At 72.1% G+C, this 18,818-nt stretch carries 15 protein-coding genes; 8 read left to right on the forward strand and 7 right to left on the reverse strand.

Going from position 1 to position 18,818, the window contains the following annotated elements; all coding sequences use genetic code 11:
• Positions 1 to 176 precede the first annotated feature (176 nt).
• Complete coding sequence (locus EDF23_RS06240) at positions 177 to 2,603, forward strand: excinuclease ABC subunit UvrA (protein WP_131921130.1); 2,427 nt, start codon at positions 177 to 179, stop codon at positions 2,601 to 2,603.
• 298 nt (positions 2,604 to 2,901) lie between these two features.
• Here the strand turns inward: EDF23_RS06240 and EDF23_RS06245 are convergent, their stop codons facing one another.
• The 4 genes from EDF23_RS06245 to EDF23_RS06260 all read right to left on the reverse strand — a co-directional run bounded on the left by EDF23_RS06245 (position 2,902) and on the right by EDF23_RS06260 (position 10,169).
• A complete protein-coding gene (locus EDF23_RS06245; protein ID WP_165901030.1) occupies positions 2,902 to 6,003 on the reverse strand; it encodes a choice-of-anchor G family protein in 3,102 nt (1,033 codons plus the stop codon).
• Positions 6,004 to 6,207: 204 nt separating this feature from the next.
• Positions 6,208 to 8,193, reverse strand: coding sequence for a potassium transporter Kup (locus tag EDF23_RS06250; RefSeq protein WP_185094282.1), 1,986 nt, complete (start codon positions 8,191 to 8,193; stop codon positions 6,208 to 6,210).
• A 290-nt stretch (positions 8,194 to 8,483) separates the two neighbouring features.
• Positions 8,484 to 9,194 (reverse strand): 5'-methylthioadenosine/S-adenosylhomocysteine nucleosidase, encoded by a 711-nt coding sequence (gene mtnN, locus EDF23_RS06255; RefSeq protein WP_131921136.1) that lies wholly within the window; start codon positions 9,192 to 9,194, stop codon positions 8,484 to 8,486.
• A gap of 78 nt (positions 9,195 to 9,272) precedes the next feature.
• Positions 9,273 to 10,169 (reverse strand): serine hydrolase domain-containing protein, encoded by an 897-nt coding sequence (locus tag EDF23_RS06260; protein WP_131921138.1) that lies wholly within the window; start codon positions 10,167 to 10,169, stop codon positions 9,273 to 9,275.
• Between the two features lie 269 nt (positions 10,170 to 10,438).
• Between EDF23_RS06260 and EDF23_RS06265 the strand changes: the two genes are divergently transcribed.
• The 3 genes from EDF23_RS06265 (at position 10,439) to EDF23_RS06275 (ending at position 13,497) form a co-directional block, all read left to right on the forward strand.
• Positions 10,439 to 11,521 carry a Fic family protein gene (locus EDF23_RS06265; RefSeq protein ID WP_243648830.1) on the forward strand — a complete coding sequence of 361 codons (1,083 nt, stop codon included), beginning with the start codon at positions 10,439 to 10,441 and terminating at the stop codon, positions 11,519 to 11,521.
• Between the two features lie 156 nt (positions 11,522 to 11,677).
• Positions 11,678 to 12,694: a zinc-binding dehydrogenase gene (locus tag EDF23_RS06270; protein WP_131921139.1), complete on the forward strand. Its 1,017-nt coding sequence runs from the start codon at positions 11,678 to 11,680 to the stop codon at positions 12,692 to 12,694.
• Entirely contained in the window at positions 12,694 to 13,497 is an 804-nt protein-coding gene (locus EDF23_RS06275) for a hypothetical protein (RefSeq protein ID WP_131921141.1), read from the forward strand. The genes EDF23_RS06270 and EDF23_RS06275 overlap by 1 nt, the downstream gene beginning before the upstream one ends.
• Here the strand turns inward: EDF23_RS06275 and EDF23_RS06280 are convergent.
• Together EDF23_RS06280 and EDF23_RS06285 are read right to left on the reverse strand one after the other, a co-directional pair.
• Positions 13,390 to 14,052 (reverse strand): response regulator transcription factor, encoded by a 663-nt coding sequence (locus EDF23_RS06280; protein ID WP_123293819.1) that lies wholly within the window; start codon positions 14,050 to 14,052, stop codon positions 13,390 to 13,392. The two genes, EDF23_RS06275 and EDF23_RS06280, sit on opposite strands and share 108 nt — an antisense overlap.
• On the reverse strand, positions 14,049 to 15,227 hold the full coding sequence (locus EDF23_RS06285) for a histidine kinase (RefSeq protein WP_131921143.1): 1,179 nt from the start codon (positions 15,225 to 15,227) through the stop codon (positions 14,049 to 14,051). Before EDF23_RS06285 ends, EDF23_RS06280 begins: the two co-directional genes overlap by 4 nt.
• Positions 15,228 to 15,373: 146 nt before the next feature.
• Between EDF23_RS06285 and EDF23_RS06290 the strand changes: the two genes are divergently transcribed.
• The 4 genes from EDF23_RS06290 (at position 15,374) to EDF23_RS06305 (ending at position 18,061) form a co-directional block, all read left to right on the forward strand.
• The gene (locus EDF23_RS06290) at positions 15,374 to 15,934 is read left to right on the forward strand and encodes a hypothetical protein (protein WP_131921145.1); all 561 of its coding nucleotides are present in this window, start codon (positions 15,374 to 15,376) and stop codon (positions 15,932 to 15,934) included.
• A 16-nt stretch (positions 15,935 to 15,950) separates the two neighbouring features.
• Entirely contained in the window at positions 15,951 to 16,475 is a 525-nt protein-coding gene (locus tag EDF23_RS06295) for a hypothetical protein (RefSeq protein ID WP_131921146.1), read from the forward strand.
• Between the two features lie 62 nt (positions 16,476 to 16,537).
• Positions 16,538 to 17,089: a cysteine hydrolase gene (locus EDF23_RS06300; RefSeq protein WP_131921148.1), complete on the forward strand. Its 552-nt coding sequence runs from the start codon at positions 16,538 to 16,540 to the stop codon at positions 17,087 to 17,089.
• 141 nt (positions 17,090 to 17,230) lie between these two features.
• The gene (locus tag EDF23_RS06305) at positions 17,231 to 18,061 is read left to right on the forward strand and encodes an SDR family NAD(P)-dependent oxidoreductase (protein WP_131921150.1); all 831 of its coding nucleotides are present in this window, start codon (positions 17,231 to 17,233) and stop codon (positions 18,059 to 18,061) included.
• A 31-nt stretch (positions 18,062 to 18,092) separates the two neighbouring features.
• On the opposite strand, the gene EDF23_RS06310 is transcribed toward EDF23_RS06305, so the two are convergent.
• Positions 18,093 to 18,746 (reverse strand): TetR/AcrR family transcriptional regulator, encoded by a 654-nt coding sequence (locus tag EDF23_RS06310; protein WP_123939147.1) that lies wholly within the window; start codon positions 18,744 to 18,746, stop codon positions 18,093 to 18,095.
• Between the last annotated feature and the right edge of the window lie 72 nt (positions 18,747 to 18,818).

Here is an 18,818-nt window from a genome sequence, read left to right on the forward strand (position 1 = left end):
GCTGAACAAGACCTTCGGCACCGACGCCGTCAAGCGCGGCCTCCTCGTCGGCACCGCCACCATCACCGCACAGATCAAGTAACACCCCGCACCACCGCACCACACGTGAAGGGCCGCCCCGGGCAACCGGGACGGCCCTTCACCACGTTCAGCAGCACCCGCCTACCATCGAGCAGATGCCCGCTCCCCGCTCGACCGTGACCGACGACCAACCGGGGCCCGACGACTTCATCCGCGTCCGCGGCGCCCGTGAGCACAACCTGCAGGACGTCGACGTGGACATCCCGCGCAACCGCATCGTCGCCTTCACCGGCGTCTCCGGCTCCGGCAAGTCCTCGCTCGCGTTCGGCACGGTGTTCGCCGAGGCACAGCGCCGCTTCCTCGAGTCCGTCGCTCCCTACGCCCGACGGCTCATCGCGCAGGGCTCGACGCCGCACGTCGACTCGATCACCGGGTTGCCGCCCGCCGTGGCCCTGCAGCAGCGCCGCGGTGCTCCGAGCAGCCGTTCGACCGTCGGCACGCTGACGACCCTGTCGAACTCGATGCGCATGCTGTTCTCCCGCGCCGGCACCTACCCGTCCGGGGCCGACCGGCTCGAGTCCGACTCGTTCTCGCCGAACACCGTGGCCGGGGCCTGCCCGCGGTGCCACGGACTCGGCATCGCCCACGAGGTCACCGAGGCCTCGGCCGTGCACGACCCGTCGTTGAGCATCCGCGACGGCGCGATCACTGCGTGGCCCGGGGCGTGGCAGGGCAAGAACCTGCGCGACGTCACGGCGGTGCTCGGCTACGACATCGACGTGCCGTGGCGTGAGCTCTCCCGACAGGACCGCGACTGGTTGCTGTTCACCGAGGAGCAGCCGGTGGTCCAAGTCCACCCGAAGCGCGACCGCGTCGCGAAGCCGTACAAGGGGCGGTTCTGGAGCGCACGCCAGTTCGTGATGCACACCCTCGCCGACTCGCAGAGCGAGACGCAGCGGACCAAGGTGCTGCAGTTCGTCGAGTCGGGTCCGTGTGGCCTCTGCGGCGGGACCGGCCTGACCCGGGCCGCGCTCGCGGTGACGGTCGGCGGCCACTCGATCGCCGACCTGAACGGCCTGCCGCTCACGGCGCTGGCCGACGTCCTGCGCCCGATCGCCACCATCACGGACGCCAGCGCTGCCACCTCACGCGCCTCGTCCGGCGAGCACACCGAGGTCGCGGTCGCGATCTCGCGCGACCTGCTCACACGGGTCGAGGTGCTCGTCGGCCTGGGCCTCGGGTACCTGGCGCTCGACCGGGCGACCCCGACGCTCTCCCCCGGCGAGACGCAGCGCCTGCGCATCGCGACGCAACTGCGCTCCGGCCTGTTCGGTGTCGTCTACGTGCTCGACGAACCGAGCGCCGGCCTGCACCCGGCCGACGCCGAGTCCCTGGTCGAGGTCCTCGACGACCTGCGCGCCGGCGGCAACAGCGTCTTCGTCGTCGAGCACGACATGAGCATCGTGCGGCGGGCGGACTGGATCGTCGACGTCGGCCCGGGTGCCGGATCCGGCGGGGGCACCGTCCTGTACAGCGGCCCCGTCGACGGCCTCGCCGACGTCGAGGCATCGGTCACCCGACGGTTCCTGCACCCGCGCGACCGTGCCGACGGTGAGCGCACCGTCCGGACCCCCGTCGGGACCCTCGAACTGCGCGACCTCACCCTGCACAACCTGCAGGACCTGGACGTCGACCTGCCGCTCGGGGTGCTCACCGCGGTCACGGGCGTCAGCGGCTCCGGCAAGTCGTCGCTCGTCGGCGGGGTCCTGCCCGGCGTCGCGACGTCGCACCCGCTCGTCGACCGCGTCGTGCAGGTCGACCAGAAGCCGATCGGCCGAACCCCGCGTTCGAACCTCGCCACCTACACCGGGCTCTTCGACGCCGTGCGTGCCGCGTTCGCCGCGACCGACGACGCGAAGGCCCGCGGCTGGACCGCCAGCCGCTTCTCGTTCAACGTGGCCGGCGGCCGGTGCGAGGTGTGCCAGGGCGAGGGCTCGGTGTCGGTCGAGCTCCTGTTCCTGCCGGGCAGCTGGGCGCCCTGCCCGGAGTGCCACGGTGCGCGCTACAACGACGAGACGCTCGAGGTGCAGTGGGACGGGGCGTCGATCGCCGACGTCCTGGGCATGACCGTCGACCAGGCTGCCCCCTTCCTGGCGTCGCTGCCGGCCGCTGCCCGCGGGCTCGAGGCCCTGCGTCAGGTGGGCCTCGGCTACCTGCGGCTCGGGCAGCCTGCGCCGGAGCTGTCCGGCGGCGAGGCCCAGCGCATCAAGCTCGCGACCGAGCTGCAACGCGCGCGCACCGGGCACACGCTCTACCTGCTCGACGAACCGACGACGGGCCTGCACCCTGCCGACGTCGAGCTGCTGACCGCACAGCTCGCACGCCTCACCGACGCCGGCAACACCGTCGTCGTGGTCGAGCACGCCATGGACGTCGTCGCGAGTGCGGACCACGTCATCGACATGGGGCCCTCCGGCGGCGAGGACGGCGGCCGCGTCGTCGCCACCGGCACCCCCGCCCAGGTCGCGGCGTCCGCCGAGAGCCGGACCGCGCCGTACCTGCGGGAGCAGCTCGGGCTCTGATCGCACCCACGTGCCGACTGGCGCGTCTGTGGCGGGCCTGCACCGCGCCTCCCGTCCGCCGGTGCGTGTGCATGTTCCGACGTTCCACGCGTCGATCAACCGGTGCCCTGTCGCATGATGCACACGCATCTGCTGCGTGTGCATGTTCCGACGTTCCACGCGTCGATCAACCGGTGCCCCGTCGCATGATGCACACGCATGCACCGCACACGCCAACGCACACGCACGCACACGCACGCGCACGCACGCAACAGCGCCCGCCGGGACGGATCCCGACGGGCGCTGCTGGTGGTGCGGACTAGGCCCGACGGAAGCGGCGGGCGATGGTGAGCCCGACGCCCGCGAGCATCAGCAGGATCGCGAAGGCGATCACCGGGCCCGGGTCGCTACCGGTGTAGGCGAGCGTCCCGTTCGGGCCGGTACCACCCGCGCCACCGGTGCCGGCGGTTGCCAGACGGACGGTGAACGTCACCGGGTCGGACGCCGCCGAGGTGCCGTCCGCGCCGGTCTGGGTGGCGGTGATGGTCACCGTTCCCGGGCCGAAGCCGACGATCGGGGTGCACTTCCAGGTGCCGTCCGCCGCGACGACCGCGGTGCAGACGATGACCGTGCCGTCGGTGACCGTGACGGTCGCGCCGGGCTGACCGGTGCCGGTGATCGGCGGGTTGGGCGTCGTGACGGTGCCACCGTCCGTCGGCGAGGTGATCACCGGCGGCGGGGTCGTCGTGGTCGACGCGGGGTTGTAGGTGTAGACGAGCGGGTCGGAGGTGCCACCCGGGGTCGTCACCGTGACCTCGACGTCACCGGCAGCGTGCGCCGGGGTCGTGAAGGTGAGCGTCGTGCCGTCCGCCGACACGCTGTCCGGCGTGATCGGGTCGGAACCGTCCACCGAGACCGTGGAGTCGTCGGTGAAACCGGTGCCCGTGACAGTCACGACCGTGCCACCCGCGGCAGGACCGTTGTCGGGGTCCAGCGCGGAGATCGTCGGGACCGCGGCCGGAGCCGGGTTGTACGTGTACGGCAGCGGCGCCGAGGTGCCGGAGCCGTTGGTGACGGTCACGGGGACCGCACCGGCGGTGTGCTCCGGCGTCGTGAACGTCAGCTCGGTGCCGTCGTCCGAGACGCTGTCCGGCGTGATCGGGTCGGAACCGTCCACCGAGACCGTCGAGTCGTCGGTGAAGCCCGTGCCGGAGACCGTGACGACCGTGCCACCGGTGACCGGACCGTTGTCGGGGTCCAGCGCCGTCAGCATCGGAGCCCCGGCGGGTGCCGGGTTGTAGGTGTACGTGAGCGGGTCCGAGGTCCCGGCGTCGGTCGTGACCGTCACGTCGACGGGACCGGCGGCGTGCGCCGGGGTCGTGAACGTCAGCTCGGTGCCGTCGTCGGAGACCGACTCCGGGTCGATCGGGTCGGACCCGTCGACCGAGACGGTCGCGTCGTCGGTGAACCCGGTGCCCGTGACGGTGACGAGCGTGCCGCCGCCGACCGGCCCGTTGTCGGGGTCGAGCGTCGTGAGCGTGGGCACCGCTGCGGGGGCCGGGTTGTACGTGTAGTCGAGCGGGTCGGATTCACCGGCAGGCGTGGTGACCGTGACGTCGACCGTCCCGGCGTCGTGCGCCGGCGTCGTGAAGGTCAGCTCGGTGCCGTCGTCGGAGACGGAGTCCGCCGCGATCGGGTCGGAACCGTCGACCGACACCGTGGCGTCGTCCGTGAAGCCCGTCCCCGTGACGGTGACGACCGTCCCACCGGCGACCGGCCCGTTGTCCGGGTCGAGCGTCGTGATGGTCGGGACCGCGGCCGCGTCGTCGGTGTAGGTGAAGTCGAGCGGCTCGGATTCACCGGCGGGCGTGGTGACCGTGACGTCGACCGTGCCGACGACGTGCGCCGGCGTGGTGAAGGTCAGCTCGGTGCCGTCGTCCGAGACGGAGTCCGCCGCGATCGGGTCGGAACCGTCGACCGACACCGTGGCGTCGTCCGTGAAGCCCGTCCCCGTGACGGTGACGACCGTGCCACCGGCGACCGGCCCGTTGTCCGGGTCGAGCGTCGTGATCGTCGGGACCGCGAGCGGACCGGCGTTCGGACCGACCGCAGCCGAGGCGAGGTTGACGACGGCGGTGCCGGCGGCCGGCACCAGTGCGACGTGCAGGGCACGCTGGGTGAAGACGCCGTCGGCGCTGGTCTCCTGCACGTTGGCCTGCAGCGACACGACGGTCGTCAGGGCGTTGGCGAGGGGAGTGATGACCGTCTCACCGAGGCCGGCGACGACCTGGTTGATCGGGGCGACGACCTGCGCGATGACGGGGTTCACGACGTCGAGGAGCTGGCCGATCGGCAGCGGGATCCCGGCCACCGTGACGGTGAGCCCGCGGAGCGACTGCGTGAGCTGGGTCACGACCCCCTGCAGCGCGGTGGTGACCGCCGGCAGGAGCTGGGTCGTGAGTGCGTCCGTGATGTACGGCAGCAGCTCGGTGTTCGCCGGCAGGTTGTTGATGTCCAGGCCGGCGTTCGTCAGCACTGCGGCGACGTCGACCGTGATCGCACCGGTCTGCAGGTTCGCCGTGATCGAGCCGTCGGCGCTGGTGACGTCGCCGGTGGCCGAGTCGAGCACCGTGACGAGGTCGGGCAGGCCCTGGACCTGCACGAGCGGGCCGAGCGCGTTCAGGGTGTCCTCGACGCCGTCGACCGTCGGCTGGAGCGTGCCGAGCGTGGTGCGGAGGCCGGACACCGTGGTGCCGAGCGCAGGGCTCGTCAGCGACAGGTCGAGTCCGGCGATGCCGTAGTCGCCCGTCTGCGCACCGGCCGGGCCGGCTGCCTGCGCGGCGGTGGCCGAGACGGCGCCGACCTCGAGCTGGGCGTTCGCGAGGGCGCCCGCCAGGTCGGCCCCGATGAGACCCGACAGGTCGAGCGTGGCGTTGGACTGCGGGACGCCGTCCTGGCCGCCGACGCCGATCCCGCCGGTGTTCGTCACCGCGCCGGACGCGGCGACGGAGCTGCCGTCGGCGTTGGCGGCGGCGTACTGGTTGACGGCACCGAGGGTGAGGATGCCGTTGTTCCCGAGCAGGTTGAGGCCCCCGCCCAGGTTGACGTTGACCGCGTTGAGCGCGGTGACGTCGAGCGGGTGGACGTCGGTGTCCGTGGTCCCACCGGTGTTGACCGCGTCCGCCGGGGTCACGGTGAGGATGTCGTCGAGGTTCAAACCGAGCGCGGAGCCGCTGAGGAAGCGCCCCTGCCCGGTCGACGCGACGGGCGCTGCCGTCGCGGGGGCGGCGGCGAGGATGCTGCCGCCGGCGCCGAGGAGCGCTGCGGTGACGATCGCGACGCCCTTGCTCCGGCCTGACCATCGGGTGGAAGTGGACGCCCGTGGGTCTTTCTGGGCGCGCTCGAGTACTCCAAGCCTCATGTGGCTTCGCTCCTGATCCTGGTGCTGGTCCGGCAGTTGGTGATGCTGCCTGCAGCTGTGGTGTGGTTCCGATGAGCGTAACCCTGAACGGGTGCACAAGACCATCACCCCCGAACGGGGGCCTGCGCTCTACGGATGCGGATGCCGATGCGGATGCCGATGCAGAACGCCGGTGCACGACGCGGTCAGATCTCGACGACGCGGTCAGATCTCGACGTCGCTGCCCATCGTCACGGTGCGCTGCGCCGGGAGACCGAAGCGTGCCGCGGGGTCGGCGGCGTTGTGGGCGAGGCCGACGAAGAGCTTCTTCCGCCAGGCCACCATCCCCCGGTTGCCGGGCATCGGACGGAGGGCCCCGCGGGAGATGAAGTAGGACGCCCGGAGCACTTCCTCCGGGTCGATGTCCAGGACCTCGGCCAGGCAGGCGGCGTGCAGGGCCTTCGGCAGGTCCTGGTCGTCCGAGAACCCGAACTTCACCGTGATGTGGTCGATGCCGTCGTCCTCGTAGCCGAGGTCGTCGCGGAAGAACGCCTTCGCGTGCGGGACGTGCGGCACGTTGGCGGTGAGCACCGAGACGATCAGGACGGTCCGGTGCACGACGTGGTTGTGCTCGACGTTGGCCCGGAGCGCCAGCGGCGTGGTCTCCTTGTTCGGGTGCGGGAAGACCGCCACCCCGGGCACCCGCGGGATGTGCTCGTGGTTGATCCGGTCGATGAAGTCGGCGAGCGACCCCTCGCGCTCCTTGCGTTCCTCCTGCACGAGCGCCCGGCCACGGCGCCACGTCGTCATCACCGTGATCACCGCCAGGGCGATGAGGAGCGGCACCCAACCGCCGTGGATGATCTTCGACAGGTTGCCGGCGAGGAAGGTCAGTTCGAGGCCGCCGAACGCCACCGCCGCGACCACGAGCTTCCAGGTCGCCCACTTCCACAGCGGGCGGACGACGAGCAGGAGCAGGAGCGTGTCGACGACCAGGGCTCCGGTGACGGACACCCCGTACGCGGTGGCCAGGTTCGCCGACGACCGGAACGCGAGCATGATCGCGAGCACGCCGATGAACAGCAGCAGGTTGACCGCGGGCAGGTAGATCTGCCCGCTCTCCCGCCGTGACGTCTGCCGGATCGTGAGCGGCGGCAGCAGCCCGAGCTGGACCGCCTGCCGGGTGAGCGAGAACGCCCCGGAGATGACGGCCTGGCTCGCGATCACCGTCGCGAGCGTCGCCAGCACCACCACGGGCAGTCGCAACGCGTCCGGGAACAGCAGGAAGAACGGGTCCTTCGCCGCCGACGGGTCACGCAGCACCAGCGACGCCTGCCCGAGGTAGTTGAGGACGAGCGCCGGGAACACCACGAAGAACCACGCCTTGAGGATCGGCGACCGTCCGAAGTGCCCCATGTCGGCGTAGAGCGCCTCGGCACCGGTGATGACGAGCACCACCGCACCCATCGCAACGAACGTGATGTACGGGTGCGCGAAGGCGAACGAGATCGCCCACGTCGGCGAGAGCCCCTGCAGGACGCCGGGGTGCTCGAGGATGTGCGGGACGCCGGCGGCGGCGATCACGACGAACCAGAGCAGCATCACCGGGCCGAACAGGTTGCCGACCTTGCCGGTGCCGAAGCGCTGCACCGCGAACAGCACGACCAGGATGACCGCGGCGATCGGCACGATCAGGTGCTCGACGGACGGCGCCGCGGTGCCGAGCCCCTCGACCGCCGACAGCACCGACACGGCCGGGGTGATCACGGAGTCGCCGTAGAAGAGCGAGACCCCGACGATGCCGATCACGAGGAAGATCACCGCACCACCGCGACGCTTCGCGTAGAGCCGGCGGGCCAGGGCGGCGAGCGCCATCACCCCGCCCTCGCCGTCGTTGTCGGCGCGCATCAGGATCAGCACGTACTTGATCGAGACGATGATCGTGATGCTCCAGAACATCATCGAGATGACGCCGTAGACGTCTTCCTGGTTCGCCTTCACCAGGCCGTCGTCGATCGTGAACACGGTGCGCAGGGCGTAGAGCGGACTCGTCCCGATGTCGCCGAACACGACACCGAGTGCGGCGAGCGCCAGGACGGCGACGCCCTTGCGCGGGCCGTGGCCACCATCGTCGGTGGCCTCGGTCGTGGGGGTGGTGTGGTCCGTCGGCTTCGACGGTTCCGTCGGGGTCTCGGAGCGGGTCTCGGTCACGCTCGGCACTTCCGTCTCCGGCCGTCCGGGCGACGGCCGCCGCTCATCATCGCACCGTGCGCGGGATGCGCTCGCAGGTGGCGCACATGCGTGCGCACCGTGGCTCTCGACGTGCGCCGGGGGCGGACGGGAGGCCCGTGGCGGGCCCGCACCGCGCCTCCCGTCCGACGGCGGCCGGGTCCACATCCGCGAAAGCGACAGCGTGCCGCGAACTGTTCGCGGAGATCTGTCGCGATGCCGGACCGAACGGTGCCCCGTGCCGCAGGATTGTCGCTTTCGCGGGCCGGGCCTCAGGGACGCAGGCCGCGCACCAGGTCGTGGACCACGCGGGCGGCGCGCGCCGCGGCACCGTCCAGGTGCTCGCGGAACTCGGCACCGTCGGGGGCGCAGAGGTCGCTGATGCAGCGCACCGACACGAACGGCATGTCGTGCACGTGGGCGAACTGGGCGATGGCGGCCGACTCCATGTCGACCGCGGCCACGTCGGGGAAGGCGTCGCGGAGCGTCCGGGCGCGTCCCTCGGTGACGAAGACCTCGCTCGAGCCGATCGTCGCCGAGCGCAGCGGCCAGGCGATGTCGGCGGCCATCGCCAGGTCCACCAGTCGGGCGTCCGGGGCGTACCCGGTCGGCATCCCGGGCACCTGGCCGAGGGCGTAGCCGAACGCGGTGGCGTCCGCGTTGAGGTTGACGTACCGTTCGCCGACGACGACGTCACCGATCGCGATGCCGTGCATGAGGCCGCCGGCGGTCCCGACGCTGATCACGGGGATGCCGGGTCCGAAGTCGTGGAAGCCGTGTGCCACGGCTGCTGTCGCGTTCGTGAAGCCGATGCCGCTGCGGCGGACGGCGACGGTGGCGCCGCCGATGTCGAGCAGCTGGTGCGGGTCGTGGCCGCCGACGGGGCCGTCGAGGATCGGGACCCCGCCGAACAGGTCGGCGAAGGCGGAGACCTCTTCGCTCATGGCCGCGATGATGATCGCGACGGGCGTCTGTTCCTGCACTGATCGATCCTCGCACGGCGAGGACGCGACGGCTGCCAGCGACGGCTGCCGGCTACCGCTGCCGGCTACCGCTGCCGGCTACCGCTGCCGGGCGAGCTCGTCGGCGACGAACGCGGCCATCGCGTCGGCGCCGAAGTGGTCGTCGGCGGTGATCGTGACCACGGTGTCGCCGTCGGGGTGGTCGTCGAACAGCAGCATCTGCCCGTACGCGCCGTGCAGCCGCCACAGCTGCCCCGGACCGCCCCAGCCGGCCATCGCGTAGCGGTGGTACCCGGGCCCGGTCCCCTCGCGCTCGACCCAGTCGGAGTGCATCGCGTCGCACCAGCGGGCGCTGACGATGCGCTGCCCGTCGACCACGCCGCCGTCGCGGATGAGCCGACCGAGGCGCGCGAGTTCCTCGGTCCGGAGCGCCAGTCCCTCGCCGGCGGCGACGTACCCGTTCGGGCAGCGCAGCCACTCCACGTCCTCGATGCCGAGCGGGTCGAACAGGCGTCGGGACACGAACGCGCCGACGTCGCCGACGCGGGTCTCGAGCACGCGCATGGCCGTGTAGGTGCTGACGTTGGCGTACTGGAACACGCGACCCCGCGAGGGCCGCCGCAGGAACTCGGCCGCCAGGTCCGGCCAGTCGGTCAGCTCGGTCGCCGACCAGGGCATGTCGATCCCGCTCGTCATCGTGAGCAGGTGCCGGAGGGTGATCTGGTCGACACCGTCCCCGAACTCGAACCCGGGCAGCGATGCGGCGATCGGTTCGTCGACGTCCACCAGGCCCTCGTCGGCGGCGATCCCGGTGGCGAGCACGCAGACGCCCTTCGCCGCGGAGTGGATCTCCTCGCGCACGTCGGGCGTCCAGCGGTGCTCGGCGACGTCGTCCGCGGTGCCGCCACCGGTGCGGACGTGCAGGCCGTGGGCGCCGAAGCCGGTGTCGTCGACGTGCCGGACGATCGCGTCGAGGATGCTGGTCGCGGTGGTCACACCGCCATCCTCTCGCGTGGCACCACCCTGGTGCCGCCGTGTCCCTCACGCGAGAAAGGTGCGGAACCGAGGGCTTTGGTTCTATATTCGTCGTAAGTGTTACCAACGCGAGCGGAGATGAACGGTTGAGCGACCCTTCCGGTGGTCCCGAGCGTCCTGGGTGGGCTGCCCTGCAGGATGAACAGCTCGCATGGCACACCGTGGAGGACGACGGCGGCACATCCCGACGCGCTCGCCTGGCAGCACGTGGACCGTACACCGCTGCCGTCGTGCCGACCATCGCCAGCACGAGCGTCCGAGTGTCCCCGGACGTGCTCGCGGACGCCGCTGAGGCAGCGGTCGCGATCGGACGGTTCGACGCGGAACTCGGTTCGTCCGTCCTGCCGTTCGCGTCCATCCTGCTCCGCAGCGAGTCCGCATCGTCGTCCCAGATCGAGAACCTGACCAGTGGCGCGCGCGCGATCGCCGAGAGCGAGCTCGGTGAGCGCACGAGCGGGAATGCGGCGCTGATCGTCCGCAACGTCCGTGCGATGCAAGCCGCCCTGGCGCTCAGTGACCAGATCGACGAAGCCGCGGTGATCGAGATGCACGAAGCACTGCTCTCCGATTCGGCGCCGCAGATGACGGGCCGGTTCCGCCAGCAGCAGGTGTGGATCGGTGGCACGGAGTTCAGTCCGCACGAAGCGGCCTTCGTGCCGCCGCACCACAGCCGCGTCGGCGATTCGATGGCCGATCTGGTCGGGTTCGTGCGGCGGCTCGACGTCCCGGCGCTCGCGCACGCGGCGATCGCGCACGCCCAGTTCGAGACGATCCACCCGTTCCCCGACGGCAACGGACGCACTGGCCGGGCACTGGTGCACGCGATGCTGCGGCAAGCCGGTGTGACGAAGAACATCGCCGTCCCCGTGTCCGCGGGGCTGCTCCACGACGTCGATGGGTACTACGAGGCGTTGACGGCCTACCGCGACGGCGACGTCGACGCCATCGTGCGGGCGTTCACCCAGGCGGCCTGGTTCGCGGTCGCCTCGGGCAGACGACTCGCCTCCGACGTCAGCGCCGTGCGTGCCAGCTGGGCCGACGCCACTTCGGATCTCCGCGCCGACAACCGAGCGCGAGCCCTGGTCGACCTCGCGATCGAGCATCCGGTCCTCAACGCCGGTCTCGTCCAGGATCGTCTCGGTGTCGCTGCGCCGACCGCGTACCGTGCCGTCGAGACCCTGGTGCAACGCGGTGTCCTCCGACCGGCGAACTCGAAGCAACGCAACCGGATCTGGATCGCCGAAGCGCTCATCGAGGCGCTGGAGGCCTTCGCGGCTCGCGCCCTGCGGCGCGGTCCGGCACAGCGCCCCTGAACCGTCGACCAAGCGGACTGGAGGCACGTGGCGCGCCCGCCACGTGCCTCCAGTCCGATGACCCGGCGCTACTGCGATCGCAGTACGTGCGCAGGTCGCCGTCTTGGTCAGATGGTTCCGTCCCGAGCCGCCCGTGCTCGTGACGTGAGGAGCACCATGCGCACCGTCGTCGTCACCGGCCCCGGATCCGTCGAGATCCGCGACGAGCCCGTCCCCGAGGTCGGCCCCGCCGACGTCCTGATCGCCGTCAAGGCGTGCGGGGTCTGCGGCTCCGACGCCTTCTACGCTGCGCGCGGCGGCATCCCGCCGCGTGAGGGGCACACGCCCCTCGGGCACGAGGTCGCCGGAGAGGTGGCCGCCGTCGGCGACGCGGTCGAGGGCATCGCCGTCGGCGACCACGTGGTGGTGAACCCGATGGGCGACCCACGCGGGATCATCGGCAACGGCGGCCCCACCGGCGGGCTCTCCGAGTTCCTGCTCGTCGAGCAGGCCGTGCTCGGCACCAGCATCGCCCTGGTCCCGAAGGAACTGCCCTGGCAGGTGGCCGCGCTCAACGAGCCGATGGCGGTCGCCCTGCACGCCGTGAACCGGACCGCGCCGCAGCCGGGCGACACGGTCGTCGTGTTCGGTGCCGGCCCGATCGGGCTGGGCGCCGTGATCAGCTACAAGGCGCTCGGCGTCGGGCACGTGGTCGTCGTCGACGTGATCGCGTCGCGGCTCGAGAAGGCCCTGCTCGTCGGAGCCGATGCCGTCGTGAACTCGGCGGACGAGCCACTCGACGAGCGCCTGATCGCCCTGCACGGCGAAGCACGGGACGGCGTGGGGCACGGCGGGAAGTCCGGCACCGATGTCTGGCTCGACGCCGCCGGGGTGCCGGCCACCGTGCAGACGGCGCTGCGCCTGGCGAAGCACCGCGCGACGATCGGCGTCGTGGCGGTGCACAAGCGGCCCGTGGAGGTCGACTTCGGTGACCTGCTGGCCGTCGAGCCGACGATCGTGACCGCGATGGGGTACCCGACCGAGATCTTCGACGTCACCGAGCACATCATCGCGAACCCCGAGGCGTACGCGCAGATCGTCAGCGACGTCTTCCCGGCGAGCGACGTGCTCGAGGCCCTCCGGGTGGCTGCGACCCCCGGTGCGGCCGACAAGGTCGTCGTCACGTTCGACTGATGCCGGTGACCAGGAAGGTCGCCGTGCAGTACGCCGTCACGGTGTGGCGGGATCGGCCGCGCCGCGGGCTCGTGCTCGCCGTGCTGTCGGTGCCGAGCAGCCTCGTGATGGCGGGGTGGAAGGTCGTCCTGTTCTGCGCGGCTCCCTCGTTGTTCCTCGCCGCGACCGTGGTCTTCACGCTCGGGGTCGCGGCCGCGAAGGTCTGGGCCGTTCGTCGGCACCGGCTGTCGTTCGCGTTCGATGCAGCGAACGGCGACCGGATGCGGTTCCGGCAGGCCGGACACCGGTGGATCGGGGGTGCGGTCACCGCGATGTCGGTCGTGTTCGTCGGGTGCAGCGTGCCGATGCTCGTCGGGCGGGCGCACCCCGTGCACTACGACCAGTGGGTGGCGATCGTCATCGCGGCGGCGACGTTCGCGGAGCTGGGCATCGGGGTCTGGGGTGCGGTGACCGCGCGCAAGGACGGGGAACCACTCGTCGAGGCGACGAAGCTCGTGAACGTCGCCGCCGCGGTGGTCCTGCTCGTGCTGACCCAGTCGGCACTGCTCTCGTTCGCGGGCAGCGCCGAGGACGCTGCTGCGTCCACGGGTGCGAGCGGGGTGTTCCTCGGCGGCGTGGCTGCGGTGATCGGGCTCGCGATGGCGCTGCGACGGTTCCCGGAAGCGCCGGCGGCGAGGGTTCGGCCGGCGGCGACCTCAGTCGACCAGGCCGGCCTGGAACGCGAACGCCACGAGTTGGGCCCGGTCGCGGGCGTCGACCTTCGCCATGGCCCGGTTCACGTGGGTCTTGACCGTGAGTGGTGAGAGGAAGAGCTCGGCGCTGATGGCGTCGATGCCCTGACCTCGGCTGACCATCACCACGACGTCGCGCTCGCGAGCGGTGAGGGCCTCGAAGCGCCGGGTCATCTCCGGGTCGACGGAGGACGCGGGGGTGCGGGCGACCTGTCCGATGAGCGCCGCTGCGGCCGCCGCGGACAGCGCCCCTCCGCCCGCTGCCACCTCCTCGATCGCGGCGACGAGTTCTGCGGGTCCCGCGGCCTTGCTGAGGAACCCGTTCGCCCCGGCACGCAGCGCCGCGAAGACGAGTTCGTCCTGGTCGAAGGTCGTCAGCATGACGATGCGCACCTGCTCGGCGGTGCGCTCGGCGCGGATCCGTCGGGTCGCCTCGACCCCGTCGATGCCCGGCATCCGGATGTCCATCATGATGACGTCCGCCGGGACCGACAGCGCCGTCTGCACCGCGACGAGCCCGTCCCCGGCCTCGCCGACGACCTCGATGCCGTCCTGGCGGTCGAGGATCGCACGGAGCCCCAGTCGGATCATGTCCTGGTCGTCGACCAGGATCACTCGTGTGGTCATCGTGCTCCGTTCGCGGTGGGCAGGCGGACGCGGACGACGAACAGGACGCCGTCCGCCGCGGCCTGGACGGACCCTCCGACGGCGGCGACGCGCTCGCGCATGCCGACCAGACCGAGCCCGCTGCTCCGGCCTGCGACGGGGTCGCTCGCCGGGGTCCGCCGGCGGGGGTTGCGGACCTCGAGGACCAGGTCGTCACCGGCGCGGGCGAGGGTGACGGTCGTCCGGCCCTCGCCGTGCCGGTGGGCGTTGGTGAGCGACTCCTGCACCACCCGGTAGACCGTCACACCGATCGGCACGGAGACCGGGCCGACGTCGTCCAGTCGGGCATCGACGTCGAGGCCGATCCGTTCGTACGACGCGATGAGTCCGGGGAGCTGCTCGATGCCGGGGGCCGGAGCCGTCGGGTCGTCGAGGTCGGCGCCGCTGCCCGACGCCGAACGGAGCACCGTCAGGACGTGCTGGGTCTCCGTCAGGACGTTCCGCACGCCGTCCCGGGCGGCATCCAGCGCACGCCGGGCCTCGTCGGCCCCGGCGGGCAGGGTGACCTCGGCGACCCCGAGCTGCATGCTGACCACCGCGATCTCGTGCCCGATGACGTCGTGCAGGTCCCGCGCGATCCGGACGCGTTCCTCGGCCACGCGGCGCTCGGCCTCGAGTTCCCGCGTGGCGACGGCATCGGCGGCGCGCTGTTCCAACGACGCCCGGTACTGGTGCTGTACCCGCAGCCCCGAGCCGATGGCCGCCGCGGCGACGACGGAGATGAGGGCGCCGAGGGCGGTCGGTACCGCACCGCCCTCCCCCGGCGCGAGGAGCGTGCCGATGACCACGCCGGGAGCGACGATCGCCGCGGCGCGGACCGGGTGCCCCCGCCGCGAGGACACCGCGAACAGCAGCAGCACCGCGCAGCTCCAGGTCACGATCGGCGACCACCCGGACAGGCCACCGAGCACCGGCGCGACCGTGGCGAGGCCGAGCGCCGTCCACGGTGTCCACGGCGCCGCGACGACGGCGAGCACGGTCGCGGCGACCGCGATGCCAGGCCCCGGGCCGGCATCGGCCGCGATCACCCGGCCCGACTCGATCGCGCACGCGAGCAGGACGACGGCGGCGGTGCCGCGGAACACCCAGCGGTCGTCCGGACGCCACGAACCCCAGATCGCTCGCAGTCGCCGCATGCACTCATCCTGTCGTGCGGGTCAGCGGTCCGGCTACTGCGAACGCAGTAGTCGGGGGTACCACCGATCGGGGACCTGCCCGCGGCCCGTCCCCGGGACGATCGACACCAGGCCGGAACGATCCGGCACCGACCGGAGGACCCACCATGATGCTGACGAACACCGCCGCTCCCGCTGCCACCACGTACGACTACTGCACGGTCGACGTCCCGCGCGGCAAGGACGCCCTGTACGCGGACACCTACCGCAACTTCGGCTGGACGTCCGACTGCTCGGACCGGACGGGCGCACTGAACCGCCGGCGCACCCTCGGCCTCCGCCGCGACCGTGCCGTCCGCTCCGTCGAACTGACCGAGCTCCAGCAGAACGCCGAGACCGCCCTGGCCACGATCGACGCCCTCGAACGCTCCCGCACGACCGCGGCGTCGGTGGTCGCGTACGCGCTCGGCGCGATCGGCAGCGTCCTGCTGGCCGCCTCGGTGTTCGCCATGCAGGACACCGTGGCGGTCCCCGACCTGCTCGGCGGGCTCGACCCGGTCACGGTGTTCCTCGTCGGGGCCGGTGGGCTGGTCAACTGGGCGATCGCTCCCGTGGCCTTCCAGCTCGTCCGCGCGGCGCGCACCAAGCGGATCCGTCCGGCCGTCGACCGCCAGTTCGACGTCGTCTACGGCGCGTGCGAGGCGGCCAGTCGCCGCCGGACCGCCTGAGCGCGGGCCGAGCCCGATGACGAACACCATCGCCCGGGAAGACGCTGTCCTGCACGCGCCGGTCCCCCGCCACCTGGAGACCCGGGTGCTGTACGCACCGACCGCGTTCGTGCCGCTTCACCGGCACACCCTGGAGCAGTTCGGCTGGACGGTGACCGTTCAGGGCGGACGGCTCGGCACGACGTCCCTGCTGCTCCAGCGGCTGCGCACCCGGCCCGACGCGGCCCGACCGCTCCTCGAGCGTCGTGCCGAGCGGGCGCTGGCCCGGATCGCCGCCCTCGAGCAGCAGCCGGCCCGGTTGGCTGGTGTGGTCGCCACCGCGGGTTCCGCGGTCGCCGTGCTGGCGGTCGCGCTCGGCGGTCTGCTCGCCCTCGGCGGGGACCCGACGCTCGTGCCGGTCCTCGTCGGTGCCGGCGTGTGGATCGCCGCCGTGGCCGCAGCGCCCGGCATCCGGTCGTGGCGCACCGAGCGGAACCAGACCGCACTCAGCCGGGAGTACGCCGCGATCGACGCGTGCACGCACCCACCGACCGGCCGGTGACCGCGACCGGGATACCGCAGACGCAGTACGCGCCGCGCCCGACGATCGAGCACCCTGGACCGGTGACCCGCACCCGCACCGAACACACCGCCCTGATCGTCGTCGACCTGCAGGCCGGGACCGCGCCGTACCAGCGCACCCACCCCGTCGAGGCCGTCGTGGCCAACGTCGAGACCCTCGCCCGCGCCACCCGTGGTGGCGGCGGCACGGTGGTGTTCATCCGCCACGACCCTGCCGCGACCCCGGCAGGCGCCACCCAGTACGGCGGCGGCCCCCGCCCGGCTCCGGTCGCCTACGGCTCCCTGCTGCTCGAACGGGCCGACGACGACGGCAACCTGACCCGCGGCGGGTGGAGCGCCTTCGCCGGCACCGGTCTCGACGAGCGGCTGCGCGCCGACGGCGTCACCGAGGTGGTCGTGGTCGGCCAGGCGACGACGTTCGGCGTCGAGTCCACGGCTCGGGCCGCGTACGACCTGGGCTACGACGTCGTCCTCGTCGAGGACGCCACCAACGACCCGGACCCGGACGCCCACGCCGCCCGGTTCCGGTCGGTGTTCCCCGCCCTCGGCGTCGTCGTGCAGACATCCGACCTGGCGGGGCCGGGCGCGGCCTGAGCGGCGACCGGGCGGCGGACGGGAGGCCCGTGGCGGGCCCGCCACCTGCCTCCCGTCCGTCACGTGCACCGTTCAGGGCCGACCCTGTAGGACGGACGGAGCCGAGCGCACGCTCGCCCCGACCCGACCCGAGGAGCACCCATGGCCGCGAAGACCATCGTCATCACCGGCGCCAGCGACGGCATCGGCGTCGCCGCTGCGCGGGAGCTCGTCCGCCGCGGGAACGAGGTCGTCGTGGTCGGTCGCAACCCCGCGAAGACCGAGCGGGTCGCCCGCGACCTCGGCGTCGACCACTTCGTGGCCGACTTCTCGGACCTGTCCGCCGTCCGGGGGCTCGCCGACGACCTGCTCGAACGCTGCCCCCGGATCGACGTGCTGGCCAACAACGCCGGCGGCATCTTCAGCGCGGGCCGCCAGGTCACCGTCGACGGTCACGAGCTGACGTTCCAGGTCAACTACCTGGCGCCGTTCCTGCTCACGGAGCTGCTGATGGACCGGCTCGTCGCGTCCGGCGGAACGGTCATCAACACCTCGAGCGTCGCGAACAAGCTCTTCGGCCGCGTCGACATCGACGATCTGGACGCCGAGCGGCACTTCCGGGCCACCAAGGCCTACGGCGACTCGAAGCTCGAACAGATCCTGTTCACCAAGGAACTCGACCGCCGGTACCGCGACCGCGGCGTGACGTCGACGGCGTTCCACCCCGGCACGATCAGCACCGGGTTCTCGAACGACAAGACCTCGCCGATGTACCTCGTGTACCACACGTCCCTGCGCCACGTGTTCCTGACGACCCCGGAGAAGGGCGCCGACACGCTCGTGTACCTGGCCGACAACACCCCCGGTCGCGACTACCCGACCGGCGAGTACTACGTGAAGCGCAAGGTGGCGGTACCGAACGCGCAGGCCCAGGACGCCGACCTGGCCCGAGAGCTGTGGGACCGGACCGTGGCGATGCTGCACGCGGTCTGACCGGGCGCGCTCCGCGTCGGTCGTCGGCGCGCTACGCGCCGGTCTCCGGCGCGGGGGTGACCGGCGGCTGCGCCTGCCGCAGGCCGGTGACCAGCAGCGTCACGATCGTCCGCACGTCGTAGTCCGGGTCCTGGGGGCTCCACGCGACCAGGTCGCCGACGGCGCGGAGCAGCTGGTACGGCGACACCGACGCGACCACCTCGCCCGATCCCCGCGCGGCGTCGAGCATGCGGCCGAGCACCGGGACGAGCTCGTCGACGAACAGTGTGTGCAGCGCGGTGAAGCCGTCGGCGTCGCCCTCCCACACCCGCGCCAGGCCGTGCTTCGTGCCGAGGAAGTCGACGAACTGGTGCACCCAGCGCAGGATCGCGTCGAACGACGTCGGTGCCGAGTCGAGCAGCACGGGGCCGGCCTCGGCCAGGGCCTCGATCTGGTGCCGGTAGACGGCGACGACCAGGTCCGAGCGGGTCGGGAAGTGCCGGTAGAGCGTACCCACCCCCACGCCGGCGGCGGCGGCGACCTCGCGCACCGGCGCACCGACGCCGGACGCAGCGAAGACACCGGCCGCGGCGTCGAGGATCGTCCGCTCGTTCCGTTCGACGTCGCGGCGACGCCGGGGCGGCGCGGTGTCGTTCGACGGCGCGGTGTCGTTCGAGGGCGCGGTGTCGTTCGACGGCGTGCTCATCCCCCGATCATCGCACGGCCTGCACCCGGAACGGAACGCCGATCCGCTTCGCTTGCAATCCGGAGCGTTGTT

It is taken from the genome of Curtobacterium sp. PhB128 (genome assembly GCF_004340725.1).
Classification (GTDB): Bacteria; Actinomycetota; Actinomycetes; order Actinomycetales; family Microbacteriaceae; genus Curtobacterium.